The organism is Micromonospora sp. WMMD1219, from assembly GCF_049315215.1.
Taxonomy (GTDB): domain Bacteria; phylum Actinomycetota; class Actinomycetes; order Mycobacteriales; family Micromonosporaceae; genus Micromonospora; species Micromonospora tulbaghiae.
This window is the reverse complement of record NZ_CP186057.1, coordinates 4,834,747-4,847,241: the sequence shown is the minus strand read 5'-3', so window position 1 is coordinate 4,847,241 and position 12,495 is coordinate 4,834,747. Positions and strand designations below refer to the sequence as shown.

Sequence of the window (12,495 nt, the reverse complement as noted above, 5' to 3'; positions counted from 1 at the left end):
TCTTCTCCGTGTACCGGCTGACGGTGCCCGGTCGGGACACCGCGTGCGTGTGAACCGGCCGGCTCGGGCGCGCGGGTCGCGCGTTGCCCGGCCGGTCCGGGGCGGGATTCGGGGTGGACCGGACGTCCGGCGGGCGTCCGGTGGGTGTGCGGCTCGTACAGGGGGCCGGTCACGACGCCGCGTCCCGCAGCGCCGGGACGGACCGGACCAGCTTTCCGGTGGTGGTGCGGGGCATCTGGTCGAGCAGGCGCAGCGTGCGGGGACGTTTGAAGCCGGCCAGCCGTTCGGCGATGAGCTTGTCGAGCGTCTCCTCGGTCGGCGAGCCGTCGGTCTGGACGTACGCGGTGATGCCGTCGTCCCAGACCACCACCGCGGCGAGGACGCCGGGCAGCCCGGCCACAGTGGCCTCCACCTCGGTCAGGTCGACCTTCAGGCCGCCCACCGACACCTGCGAGTCCAGCCGGCCCTTGATGGTGACCAGACCGGTCTCCGGGTCGACCACGCCGGCGTCGCGGGTGTGCAGCCAGCCGTCGGCCCACCGGGTCGGGTCGGCCAGTCCGACGTACGGGTCGGCCGGGCAGCTCACCCACAGCTCGCCGTCGCGCTCGCGTACCTCGATGCCGGGGGCGGGCGCGATGGCGGGGCGGTGCCGCCCGTACAGGTCGGTGCCGATGACGCCGACCTCGGTCATCCCGTACATGTTGCCCAGCGGCACGCCGTAGCGGTCGGTGAACGCGTTCGCCACGGCGGCGGGCACCAGCTCGCCGCCGGTGGTCATGCGCTTGAGCTGCGGCAGCGGCCCGGCCGGTGTGGTGGAGGCGAGCAGCCCGATGTGGAACGGGACGCCGAGCACCGTGGCCGGGGTGTCCTGGGCGGCGACGGCGGCGAGGATCGCGTCGCCGCTGAGCCGCTCCGGCGGGCACAGCTCGACGCCCGCGTGCAGCCCGTAGAGCAGGCCGCCGACCAGGCCGAGCACGTGCACCATGCTGGGCAACAGGATGATCCGCTCACCGGGCAGGGCGACACCGTCGATGCGGGTGTAGCGGTGCACCTCGGCGACCAGGTCGGCGGCGGTGCGGCCGATCACCTTGGACGGTCCGGTGGAGCCGGAGCTGAGCTGGATCACCGCGTGCGGGCTGCCCGCCGGGCGGTCGGAGTAGGCGCTGACCCCGGCGGTGACGTCGACGAAGATCCGCAGCGCGCCGCCGCCGGTCCGGGTCGGGGCGACCACCACCTGCGGGCTGAGCCGGCGCAGCGCCTGGTCGACCTCGTGGTCGGTGAGCCGGTGGTCGAGCAGCACCGCCTGGGCGCCGGTACGCCAGGTGGCGAGCAGATGAGCCACGTACGCCAGCGAGGGCGGCAGGCGCAGCGCGGCGGCGCCTCCGGCGCGCAGCCCGGCCCCGGCGAGCCGGTCCTGGGCCTCGCCGACGAGCCGGCGCAGCGTGCCCTTGTCCACCGGTTCGGGCAGGCGCAGGCAGACGTCGGTGTCGCGGCCGGTGAACAGGATGTCGTCCACCCAGTCCACCGTCGTCGAGGCAGGATCTTCCGCCACGGGATGTGCAGTCACGACCAGCCACCGTTCCACTGAGGAACTGGGCGGATCCGCCCAGCGGGTACGTCGTTCGGGGTATGGCGGAACCCTACGACGCTCCTCTTCCGCATCGCCAGATGCAAATGGCTAGATCCAAAACAGCGGCTGGGTGGATTGCTCAGGCTCGATCGGACAGGCAGGATCGGGGCCACGCCGGCAAGGTAGTCCGCCGGCCGCCGGATGCTGCCCTCCAGCCTCACCCCGGTGCCCGCCCACCCGCCGGGCGGACGGCGTAGTCCGCGAGCGCGGGCGCGAGGGCGTCGAAGGCGACGTGCGCGTAGCCGGTGACGGCACGCGCGATGTCGTCGTCGTCCTGCCCGGCGATGGTGCGGCGCATGGTCTCCTCGAACAGCAGCCGGTGGACGCCGGCCAGCTGCGCGGCGGCGACCCGGGGCAGGACGTCGCCCTCCGGGCTCCCGGTCTCCTCGGCCAGGGCGGCGGCCAGGGCCTTCTCCCGGTCGTCGTGGAACTCGCGGAGGCGGGCCACCAGCGCCGGGCTGGCGGCGATCATCCGGGCGAACGTGGGACCGGAGAACCCGATGACCGGGTCGTGCGCGGCCACCGCGGCGAGGTAGGCGCGGCGCAGCGCCGCCAGCGCCGACTCGCCGGGCTCGCGCTCCCGGACGACGGTGGCCAACTGCCGCACGAACTCGTCGTGCATGTCCAGCGCCAGATCCTCCTTCCGAGGGAAGTAGTTGGTGACGGTCATCTTGGACACCTGCGCGGCGGCGGCCACCTCGGCGATCGTCACGTTGTCGAAGCCGCGTTCGAGGAACAGGCGGGTGGCCTGGCTCGAGATGTTCTCCCTGGTCTGGCGCTTCTTCAAGGCCCTGAGGCCGGTGCTCTGCGCGGTCATGCATCCACCATACCTGGTACCGACCAAAAATTATCCTTGACATGTTCTTAGGTCGGTTCTAATTTTATGTCGTGCCGGCGAGACGCCGACACGGAAGGGAGCCTGACATGCCCGCCCACACCCGCGACATCGCCGCCGGCAAGCCCCGCCGCCCGCACCTCGCTCCGGCGCGCCGGCCGCACGTCCCCGTGGTCGCCCCCCGGCGTCAGCCCCGCCGGCTCCCCGGCCGCCGCTGACCCGCCACCCGTCCCGAGCCCCCGCACCGTCCCGGAAGGAGCACGTTTCTTGCTCGCCACCACCCACCCCGCAGCCACCGGCCACACCACGGACGCGGTGGCCGACTACCTCCGGACGATCGGACGCACGCCGCTGCTCACGGCCGAGCAGGAGACGTGCCTCGGTGCCCGCGTCGAGGCCGGCAGCCTGGCGCAGCGGCGCTTGGACGACGACGGCGACCGGGTCGGCGCGGCCGAGCGGGACCGGCTGCGGCGGCTCGTCGCCGACGGGCGGCGCGCCCGGCACCACATGATCGAAGCCAACCTGCGGCTGGTCGTCTCGGTCGCGAAACGGTACGCGCTCGCCGGCCGGCTGCCACTGCTCGACCTGATCCAGGAGGGCACCATCGGCCTGATGCGGGCGGTCGAGAAGTTCGACCACCGGCGTGGACTGAAGTTCTCGACGTACGCGACCTGGTGGATCAAGCAGGCGATCGGCCGGGCCCTCACCGACCAGAGCCGCACGATCCGCCTGCCGGCGCACCTGGTCGAGGTGCTCAACCGGGTGAACCGGACCCGCCGCACGCTGGCGGGCGAACTCGACCGGGAGCCGACGCCTGCCGAGGTCGCCGCCCGGATCGAGGTGCCCGTCGAAAAGGTGGAACTGCTGCTGCGGCACGACCGCGAGCCGGTCTCCCTGCACACGCCGGTCGCCGGGGCTGCCGGCACGACCGAGCTGGGCGACCTCGTCCCCGACGAGGCGCCCGACCCGGCCGGCGTCGTGGTGTCGTCCTGGCGGCGCCGCTATCTGGACGAGGTGCTCGGCACCCTGTCGGAGCGCGAGGCGGCCGTCATCTGCCAGCGGTACGGCCTCGACGACGACCGGCCGAGCACGCTCGACGAGATCGGCACGAGGATCGGGCTGACCCGGGAGCGGGTCCGCCAGATCGAAAGCCAGGCGCTGCGGAAGCTGCGCCACCCCACCCGCGCCCGGGTCCTGGCCGACCTGCACGCCTGAGCCGGCGCCAAGACCGCACACCGACCGTCCCACCAGGAGGCCGACCGATGACACCCGACCCCCGCACCGTCCACCCGCTGCCCGCCTTCGACCGCGTGGTGTTCCTCAAGCCACTGGTGACGTCACCGAAGATCGTCGTGGGTGACTACACCTACTACGACGATCCTGACGACGCGACCGGCTTCGAGCACCGCAACGTCCTGTACGCCTACGGACCGGAACGGCTGGTCATCGGGAAGTACTGCGCGATCGCCTCCGGCACCCGGTTCCTGATGGCCGGGGCGGCCCATCCCAGCATGGGCGTGTCCACGTACCCGTTCACCATGTTCGGCGGCGAGTGGGCCGAACGGACCCTCGACATCGTCACCGCCATGCCGAGCCGCGGCGACACCGTCGTCGGGAACGACGTCTGGTTCGGCTTCGGATCCGTGGTCATGCCGGGCGTGCGGATCGGCGACGGCGCCGTCATCGCCACCGGCGCGGTGGTCACCGCCGACGTGCCGCCCTACACGATCGTCGGCGGCAATCCCGCCCGGCCGATCCGGCAACGCTTCGACGACGCCGACATCGTGCGGCTCCGCCGCGCCGCCTGGTGGGACTGGCCCACCGACCTCGTCACCGCGCACGCCCGCACGATCATGGCCGGCACGCCCGCCGAGATCGCCCGGATCGCCGCCGAGCACGGCGTGGAACAGCCCGGGTGAGACCGCCGCGCGACGACGCGCACCCTCGGACGGCCGGGCCGCAGGGAACGATTCACCGGTGCCGGCACCGGGCACAGAGGTGCCAGCGGCCACCACCGGTCCGCCCCGAACGAGCGGAGGCGTCATGCGCTGGCTCTACCTGGTCCTGCTCCTCGGGCTGATCCTGGTCCTCGTCGGGTTGCGGGTGTGGCTCCCCCGGCGCGCCCTCCGGGCCGGCCGCTCCCTCCGGCAGCGCGTCGACCGACGCGACTGACCGGGCTTCGTCAGCCCTCCCCGGCCGGCGGGGGCGCCGCGCCGCGCAGCACCAGCGCGCTGTTGAACCCGTCGAAGCCGCGCGCGCCGACCAGCGCGATCCGGCTGCGCGGCGGGCGGGGCTGCCGCAGGAACGTCAGCTCGCAGCCGGGCGCCGGCTCGTCCGGACCGGCGGAGGCGGGCAGCATCCCACGGCGGAACGCCAGCAGCGCGGTGGCCGCGTCCAGCGCCGACCCGCCCTGGTGCGCCCGCCCGGTCAGCGGCTTCTGCGTGGTCACCGGCGGGGTCCGGTCGCCGAACACGGCACGCAGCGCCGCCGCCTCGGCCCGGTCGTACGCGGGCACGCCGAGCGCGTCCGGCCAGATCACGTCCACGTCGTGCGGGCGTACCCCGGCGCGCTCCAGCGCCAGCCGCATCGACCTGGCGTAGTGGGACGGGTCCGGTCCGGTGGCCGGGTCGGTGGGCGCGGCGTCGTGGGTGGCGGCCCAGCCGGTGACCTCCCCGTAGACGCGGGCGCCCCGGGCCAGCGCGTGGCCGAGTTCCTCCACCACGAAGACCGCACCGCCCTCGGCCGGCACGTACCCGGAGGCCGCGACATCGAACGGCCGGTACGCCCGCTCCGGGTCGGACACGTCGCTGAGCAGGCCGGAGCGGAGCTGGCAGGCGAGCGCGTACGGGCTCAGCGGGCACTCGGTCGCCCCGGCGATCACCACGGGGGTGCCCCGGCGGATGGTGCGCACCGCGTGCGCCAGGCTGTCCAGCCCGCCGGCGGACTCGGACACGGTCACTCCGGACGGTCCCTTGAACTGGTGGCGGATCGACAGCTGCCCCACGCTCGCGGCGTAGAACCAGGCGATCGACTGGTACGCCCCGACGGTGCGGCTCGGCCCGCCCCAGAGCCGTTGCAGCTCCCGCTGCCCGAACAGGTTGCCGCCCGACGAGCTGGCGAGCGTGACCGCCCACTTGTACGGGTCCGGCGACACTTCGGGCAGCCCGGCGTCAGCCAGCGCCAGCTTGGTGGCGGCGAAGCCGAGGTGCGTCCATCTGTCGGTCTGCACCCGCTGCCGGGTGTCGCTGAACCCGGCCGGGTCGAAGCCGGCCACCTCCCCGGCCACCCGGGTCGGGTACCGCTCCGGGTCGAACAGCGTGATCGGCCCGGTGCGGCGGGTGCCGGCGAGCACGGTGTTCCAGTGCGCCTCGGCGCCGACGCCGCTGGGCGCGACCACGCCGATGCCCGTCACCACGGCCCGCGCGGTCACGGTGCCGTCCTTGTTCGCGACTGCGGGGCTCGCAAACCCGGCTCACTCCTCGCGCTCACGGTGCCGTCCTTGTTCGCGACTGCGGGGCTCGCAAACCCGGCTCACTCCTCGCGCTCACGGTGCCGTCCTTGTTCGCGACTGCGGGGCTCGCAAACCCGGCTCACTCCTCGCGCTCACGGTGCCGTCACCGCCAGACGGCGGAACACCATCGCCGACTGGAAGCCGCCGAAGCCGCTGCCCACCGACAACGCCACGTCCACCGGCACCTCCCGGGCCTCGTTCGGCACGTAGTCCAGGTCGCACTCCGGGTCGCGGGTGCTCCAGTTCGCGGTGGGCGGCACCACGCCGTACTCGATGGCGAGCGCGCAGGCGGCCATCTCGATCGAGCCGATGGCACCCAGCGAGTGGCCGACCATCGACTTGATCGAGCTGATCGGCACCCGGTACGCCGTCTCCCCCAGCGCCCGCTTGAACGCGGCCGTCTCGTGCCTGTCGTTCTGCCGGGTGCCGGAGCCGTGCGCGCTGACGTACGACACGGCCGACGGGGCGAGCCGGGCCTGCCGCAGCGCGTCGCTGATCGCCACCGCCATCTCCGCGCCGTCCGGGCGCAGCCCGGTCATGTGGAAGCCGTTGCTGCGGCCGGCGTACCCGGCGACCTCGCAGTAGACGTGCGCGCCGCGGCGGCGGGCGTGCTCGGCCTCCTCCAGCACCAGCACCGCCGCCCCCTCGGCGAGGACGAACCCGTGCCGGTCGGCGTCGAACGGCCGGGAGGCGTGCTCCGGGTCGTCGTTGTCCGGGCTGGTCGCGCCGATCGCGTCGAACGAGGCGACGGTGACCGGGGAGATCGGCGAGTCGGCGGCACCGGCCAGCACCACGTCGGCCTCGCCGTCGGCGACGAGCTGATGGGCGTACCCGATGGCGTCGATGCCGGAGGTGCAGCCGGTGGAGATCACCTGCGCCGGGCCGTGCAGGCCGTGCCGGCAGGCCACGTCGGCGGCCAGGCTGCTGGGTACCAGCGCCTGGTAGAGGTACGGCCCGCCGAGCGCGTGGTCGACCAGCCAGTGCCGGCCGGAGTCGCTGACCCGCACGTACTCCTGCTCCAGCGCCATGGTCCCGCCGACGGCGGTGCCGAGCACCACCCCGGCGCGTTCCCGCTGCGCGTCGGTGAGGGTGAGGCCGCTGTCCGCGAGCGCCTCGGCGGAGCAGGCGAGCGCGAACTGCACGTACCGGTCGGCGCGCTGCCGTTCGGCGAGCGTGATCCCGGCGGCGTCCGGGTCGAAGTCGCACTCGGCGGCGATCTGCGACCGGAACGGCGACGGGTCGAAGAAGCTGATCCGCCGGGTGGCGGTACGTCCCTCGGTGATCGTCTTCCAGAACCGGTCCCGGGTGGCGCCGCCGGGCGCGACGACGCCGATGCCGGTGACGACCGTGCGCCGGCCGGTCACGACGGCTCCCGTGGCGGCGGCGCCGCGCTCTCGGTGTCGACGTGGCCGAGTTCCGGGCGGGGCGCGAGCGGTCCGAGGTGGAACACCACCTCGGCGGGCTCGTCGCCGGTGTTGCGCAGCCGGTGCCGGACGTCCTTCGGTACGTAGAGCGCCTCCCCGGCGGCCACCGGCACCGGCACGTCGTCCAGGTCGACGGTGATCGCGCCGCGGGCGACGTACAGGAACTCCTCGCTGTACGGGTGGTAGTGCTCGGCGATCCGCTCCCCCGGCGCGAGCGTGGCCACCCCCATGAATCCGGAGGTGCTGCCGACTGTCTTCGGGCCGAGCAGCACCCGCAGTTCCCCGCCGCGACGGCGGTCGGCCGGTACGTCGTGGACGGAGACCCGGGCGGTGGTGGTGTCGGTCATCGCGCGCCTCCCGCGTGCGCCCGCTCGATCTTCTCCTTGATCACGGCGAGCTGGATCGTGCTGTTGGTGTTGATCCGGTCGGTCATGCCGGCGTTGTCCACAGGTGCGTCGGGCTTCATCGCGAAGTCCTGCGTCCAGGTCATCCGGGTGCCGCCGGGCGTCTCGTCGTAGCGCCAGTGGATGCGCATGTACTCGAACGGGCCGGTCTCGACGCGCCGGGCGTGCACCTCGCGGGTGGCCGGGTCGGCGGTGCGCTCGCTGACCCAGCTCCACGACACACCGTTCTCGTCGGGGTGCATGGTGAGCCGGAAGCGCACGGTGTCGCCGTCGCGGTGCAGGATCTCCGCGGTCGCGTACTCGGTGAACAGGTCCGGCCACCGGGCCACGTCGTTGGTGATCTCCCAGACCAGCGGCAGCGGCGCGGCTATCTCGACGGCGTTCTCGGTGTGCCCGGGCGGGTCCGCCTTGCGGGCCACCAGGTCGGCGACGCCGGCGATGCTGAGCTGCGCGGCCTGTTCGGGGATCTTCACCCGCCACCTGTCGGCCACCACCGCTGACAGTTCGAGCAGCGCCAGCGAGTCCATGCCCAGTTCCTCCAGGCTCGCGGCGGGCGCGCCGGCGGCGGCGTCCGGGTCCAGGCCGCAGTGCGTGACCAGGATGTCGGTGATCTCGCGGGCGAGCGGGCGGTCGGGGGCGACTGTCATCGGTTCCTCCAGGTGGTCGGGCCGGCGGTGGGCACGGCGCTGACGGGGGTACGGCCGCCCGGCTCGGCGCGCGGATCGGGCACGACGGCCCGCGCCGCCTCGGCCGGCGGGGCGAGCAGGCGTTCCACCAGGGCGGTGGTGTGCCGGGCGGCGCGGAAGGCCGGGTCGCGCAGCACCCGCCGGGCGAACGGGATGGTGGTACGCACGCCGGGACCGGCCACGTCGAACTCGGCCAGCGCCCGGTCGAGCCGGTCCAGCGCGGCGTCCCGGTCCGGCGCCCACACCGCCACCTTCGCCAGCAGCGAGTCGTAGTGCGGGCTGACCAGGTAGCCGACGTGTCCGTGGGTGTCGACCCGGGTGAACGGGCCGCCCGGCGGGCGGAAGCGGTCCAGCCGGCCGGGTGCGGGCGCGAAGTCGCGGTCCGGGTCCTCCACGTTGACCCGGCACTCGATCGCCACGCCGTCCAGCCGCACGTCGGACTGGCGCAGCCGCAGCGGGGTGCCGAACGCCACGTGCAGCTGTTCCTGCACGAGGTCGATGCCGGTGACCATCTCGGTGACCGGGTGTTCCACCTGGATCCGGCAGTTGATCTCCAGGAAGTGGCAGCGTTCGGCCTCGTCGACCAGGAACTCGACGGTGCCGGCGCCGGTGAAGCCGACCGACAGCGCGCCGCGCAGCGCCACCTCGGCGACCGTGTCCAGGGTGGCCTGCCGCAGCGCGGGCGCGGGCGCCTCCTCGATCAGCTTCTGGTGCCGGCGCTGCACCGAGCAGTCCCGGGTGCCCAGGTGCACGCCGTTGCCGTGGCTGTCGCAGAGCACCTGCACCTCGACGTGGCGGGCGTCGGCGAGGTACCGCTCGACGTACACCCGGTCGTCGCCGAACGCGACCTGGGCGGCGGCGCGGGTGCGGGCGTACGCGCGGGGCAGCTCGGCGGCCGAGCGCACCACTGTCATGCCGCGCCCGCCACCGCCCGCCGCGGCCTTCACGATGACCGGGTAGCCCACCTCGGCGGCCACCTCCTGCGCCTCGCCGACGGTGGGCAGCGTCCGGACGCTGCCCGGCGGCAGCGGCAGCCCGGCCCGGCTCATCAGCGCCCGCGCCGTCGATTTGTCCGCGAGCGCGGCCATCACCTGCGGCGGCGGGCCGACGAAGACCAGCCCGTTCTCGGCGCAGATCTCGGCGAAGTCGGCGTCCTCGGACAGGAAGCCGTAGCCGGGGTGGACCGCCTGCGCACCGGTCTGCCGGGCCGCCTCCACGATCGCCGCCGCGTTGAGGTAGCTGCGGCGGCTGGCCGCCGGGCCGATGCGTACCGCCTCGTCGGCCAGCCGCACCGGCAGCGAGTCGGCGTCGGCGCTGGAGTGCACCACCACCGTGCGCACGCCGAGTTCCCGGCAGGCGCGCAGCACCCGCAGCGCGATCTCGCCCCGGTTGGCGATCAGCACCTTGTCGAACATCAGGAGTCCCGTCCGGTGACCGGCTCCAGGGCGATCAGCGGCTGGTCGTACTCGACGGGCTTGCCGTCGTCGACGAGCACCTCGACCACCCGTCCGGCCTGGCCGGCGGTCACCTCGTTCATCAGCTTCATGGCCTCGACGATGCCGACCACCTGGCCCGGGCGGACCAGGTCGCCGACCGCGACGAACGGCATCGCCCCGGGCTCGGGCGCGCGGTAGAACGTGCCGACCACCGGTGAGCGCACGACGGGCCGGTCGGTCGCGGGCGCGGTACGCGCGGCGGGTTCGGCGGCGCGGGCGGGGAGCGCACCGGCCGGTTCGGCGGCGCGCTGCGCCGGGGGCGCCGGGTCGTGCCACTCGACCTCCAGCACCGACTCGCCGCTGCGCAGCCGCACCCGGCGTACCGGCCCGGCCAGGTCGGCGACGAGCTTGCGGGCCTGCCGGCGCAGCCCGTCGAGCACCTGCTCGGCCTCGGCGTCGGCCATCACGCCACCTCCGCCCGGCCACCCGCGGGCGCGGCCGCGGACGGACCGGCGGCCGCCGAGCGGGCCGCGCCGAAGCGGCGGAACCGCTGCCGCCGGCGGCGGACCAGGGTGGCCGGAGGGACGGTGAGCAGCGGGGCGAGGTTCGCCGCGACCGCCCGGCGCAGCAGCTCGGCCGCGCCGCCCGGGTCGGCGTGCGCGGCCGGGCGCGGCTCCGGCACCAGTTCGTCGACCACGCCGAGGCGGCACAGGTCGGCGCCGGTGAGCCGCAGCGCGCGGGCCGCCTGCGGGGCGGCCGAGCTGTCCGGCCAGAGGATCGCGGCGCAGCCCTCCGGGCTGATCACCGAATAGACGGCGTGTTCCAGCATGAGCACCCGGTCGGCGACCGCGAGCGCGAGCGCGCCGCCGCTGCCGCCCTCCCCGGTGACCACCGCCACCACCGGCGTGGGCAGAACGGTGAGCGCGAGGATGTTCTCCGCGATCGCCGCCGCCTGACCCTGCTGCTCGGCGCTCACCCCCGGGTCCGCGCCCGGCGTGTCCACCAGCGTCACCACCGGCAGCCGCAGCCGCGCCGCGAGACGCATCAACCGCAGCGCCTTGCGGTGCCCGGCCGGGCTGGCCATGCCGAAGTTGCGGGTGACCAGCTCGGCGGTGGTGTGTCCCTTCTGGTGGCCGATCACCATCACCGGCCGGCCGTCCAGGCGGGCGATGCCGCCGACGACCGCCGGGCAGTCCGCGCCGAGCCGGTCGCCGTGCAGCTCCACGAACCCGTCGAACGCGGTTTCCAGGTAGTCCAGTGTGGTCGGCCGGCCGGGGTGCCGCGCCGTGCGTACCGTCTCCCAGGGGTCGCGGTCCGGCCGTGCCGGTGCGGTCGGCGCGGTGGCCGGCGCGCGCGGGGCGGGCGGGGTCTCGGGCGCGCGGCGGCCCGCCTCGGCGGCGGCGAGCAGCGCGGCGAGCCGGCCCCGCAGCGCGTGCCGGGGCACCACCATGTCCACCTGGCCGTGGCGCAGCAGGTACTCCGCGGTCTGGAAGCCCTCCGGCAGCTTCGCGCCGGTGACCTGGCGGATCACCCGGGGCCCGGCGAAACCCAGCCGGGCGCCGCTCTCGGTCAGCACCAGGTCGGTGTTGGTGGCGAAGGAGGCGGCCACGCCGCCGTACGTGGGATCGGTGACCACGCTGACCGTGAGCAGGCCCGCCTCCCGCATCCCGGCGAGGGCCTGGCTGACTGTGGCCATCTGCATCAGCGACAGCGCGCCCTCCTGCATCCGCGCTCCGCCGGACGCGGTCACCAGCACCAGCGGGATGCCGTCGGCCAGCGCCCGCTCGGCGGTCCGGGTGATCAGCTCACCGACCGCGCAGCCGAGGCTGCCGCCGAGGAAGCGGAAGTCCATCACCGCCAGCGCGACCGGGTGCCCGCCCAGCCGGGCGGTGCCGCAGAGCACCGCCTCGTCCAGTCCGGTCGCCGCGCGGGCCGCGCCGAGCCGGTGCGGGTACGGCAGCTCGTCGACGAATTCGATCGGGTCGACGCGTACCGCCCGGTCGGGCAGCGGGACGAACGAGTCCGGGTCGGCCAGCTGCGCCACCCGGTCCGGCGCGTCCAGCCTCGCGTGCGAGCCGCACTCCGGGCAGACGTCCAGGTTGCGGCGCAGCCGTTTGCGGTAGAGCAGCGACGCGCACCCGTCGCACCTCGACCAGAGCTGCTCGTCGCGCGGTGCGGTCGTGGTCACCGTGGCCGCCCGGCGATGTCGTGGGCCGGCGCGTCGTAGCGGTAGAAGCAGTGCGCCATCGCGTCGCGCGGCGATCGCCAGGTCGGCAGGTACGGCGAGATGTACGGCCGCAGCCGCTCGCTGATCCGGACGAACTCCGGATGGCCGCGGTTGTCCTCCACCGCGCCCTGCGCCGGCGTCTCCGTCTCCAGCAGATGGACGTAGAGGTCGTGCAGCCGGTACAGCGAGCGGTGCCGGACCCCGACCAGGCCGGGCAGCTCGGTCGCGTCGGACTCGGCGAAGATCTCGGCCACCCGGTCCTCGGCCGTCGGCACCACCTTGGCGACGATGAGCGAACGGTCCATTCGCGCCTCCTGCACGTCCCGGTGCGCGGCGAACCGG

14 protein-coding genes are annotated in these 12,495 nt (G+C 74.5%); 4 read left to right on the top strand and 10 right to left on the bottom strand.

The features are described from left to right. Positions 1–169 precede the first annotated feature (169 nt). A complete protein-coding gene (locus ACN27C_RS22580) occupies positions 170–1,567 on the bottom strand; it encodes a class I adenylate-forming enzyme family protein (RefSeq protein ID WP_121685273.1) in 1,398 nt (465 codons plus the stop codon). Positions 1,568–1,787: 220 nt separating this feature from the next. Further along, the gene (locus ACN27C_RS22575; protein WP_128139293.1) at positions 1,788–2,447 is read right to left on the bottom strand and encodes a TetR/AcrR family transcriptional regulator; all 660 of its coding nucleotides are present in this window, start codon (positions 2,445–2,447) and stop codon (positions 1,788–1,790) included. A 107-nt stretch (positions 2,448–2,554) separates the two neighbouring features. Here ACN27C_RS22575 and ACN27C_RS22570 point away from each other — a divergent pair, with 107 nt between their 5' ends. The 4 genes from ACN27C_RS22570 (at position 2,555) to ACN27C_RS22555 (ending at position 4,637) form a co-directional block, all read left to right on the top strand. Further along, entirely contained in the window at positions 2,555–2,683 is a 129-nt protein-coding gene (locus ACN27C_RS22570; protein ID WP_422747963.1) for a hypothetical protein, read from the top strand. A 49-nt stretch (positions 2,684–2,732) separates the two neighbouring features. Next, entirely contained in the window at positions 2,733–3,680 is a 948-nt protein-coding gene (locus ACN27C_RS22565) for a sigma-70 family RNA polymerase sigma factor (protein ID WP_422747961.1), read from the top strand. Positions 3,681–3,727: 47 nt separating this feature from the next. Continuing rightward, positions 3,728–4,384, top strand: a complete 657-nt coding sequence (locus tag ACN27C_RS22560) for a CatB-related O-acetyltransferase (RefSeq protein WP_128139179.1) — start codon at positions 3,728–3,730, stop codon at positions 4,382–4,384. A 124-nt stretch (positions 4,385–4,508) separates the two neighbouring features. After that, positions 4,509–4,637 (top strand): hypothetical protein, encoded by a 129-nt coding sequence (locus ACN27C_RS22555; protein ID WP_258545576.1) that lies wholly within the window; start codon positions 4,509–4,511, stop codon positions 4,635–4,637. Positions 4,638–4,647: 10 nt separating this feature from the next. Here the strand turns inward: ACN27C_RS22555 and ACN27C_RS22550 are convergent, their stop codons facing one another. The 8 genes from ACN27C_RS22550 to ACN27C_RS22515 form a co-directional block, all read right to left on the bottom strand. Then, a complete protein-coding gene (locus ACN27C_RS22550) occupies positions 4,648–5,895 on the bottom strand; it encodes a beta-ketoacyl synthase N-terminal-like domain-containing protein (RefSeq protein ID WP_422747959.1) in 1,248 nt (415 codons plus the stop codon). Between the two features lie 173 nt (positions 5,896–6,068). Beyond that, positions 6,069–7,340 carry a beta-ketoacyl-[acyl-carrier-protein] synthase family protein gene (locus ACN27C_RS22545; RefSeq protein WP_422747957.1) on the bottom strand — a complete coding sequence of 424 codons (1,272 nt, stop codon included), beginning with the start codon at positions 7,338–7,340 and terminating at the stop codon, positions 6,069–6,071. Beyond that, positions 7,337–7,747 (bottom strand): cupin domain-containing protein, encoded by a 411-nt coding sequence (locus ACN27C_RS22540; protein WP_018784080.1) that lies wholly within the window; start codon positions 7,745–7,747, stop codon positions 7,337–7,339. Before ACN27C_RS22540 ends, ACN27C_RS22545 begins: the two co-directional genes overlap by 4 nt. Further along, a complete protein-coding gene (locus ACN27C_RS22535; protein WP_422747954.1) occupies positions 7,744–8,451 on the bottom strand; it encodes an SRPBCC family protein in 708 nt (235 codons plus the stop codon). The genes ACN27C_RS22540 and ACN27C_RS22535 overlap by 4 nt, the downstream gene beginning before the upstream one ends. After that, the gene (locus tag ACN27C_RS22530; protein WP_422747952.1) at positions 8,448–9,905 is read right to left on the bottom strand and encodes an acetyl-CoA carboxylase biotin carboxylase subunit; all 1,458 of its coding nucleotides are present in this window, start codon (positions 9,903–9,905) and stop codon (positions 8,448–8,450) included. Before ACN27C_RS22530 ends, ACN27C_RS22535 begins: the two co-directional genes overlap by 4 nt. Further along, a complete protein-coding gene (accB, locus tag ACN27C_RS22525; protein WP_377628534.1) occupies positions 9,905–10,390 on the bottom strand; it encodes an acetyl-CoA carboxylase biotin carboxyl carrier protein in 486 nt (161 codons plus the stop codon). Before accB ends, ACN27C_RS22530 begins: the two co-directional genes overlap by 1 nt. After that, positions 10,390–12,114: an acetyl-CoA carboxylase carboxyltransferase subunit alpha gene (locus ACN27C_RS22520; RefSeq protein ID WP_422747949.1), complete on the bottom strand. Its 1,725-nt coding sequence runs from the start codon at positions 12,112–12,114 to the stop codon at positions 10,390–10,392. The genes accB and ACN27C_RS22520 overlap by 1 nt, the downstream gene beginning before the upstream one ends. After that, on the bottom strand, positions 12,111–12,458 hold the full coding sequence (locus ACN27C_RS22515; protein WP_091418459.1) for a TcmI family type II polyketide cyclase: 348 nt from the start codon (positions 12,456–12,458) through the stop codon (positions 12,111–12,113). The genes ACN27C_RS22520 and ACN27C_RS22515 overlap by 4 nt, the downstream gene beginning before the upstream one ends. Positions 12,459–12,495 lie beyond the last annotated feature (37 nt).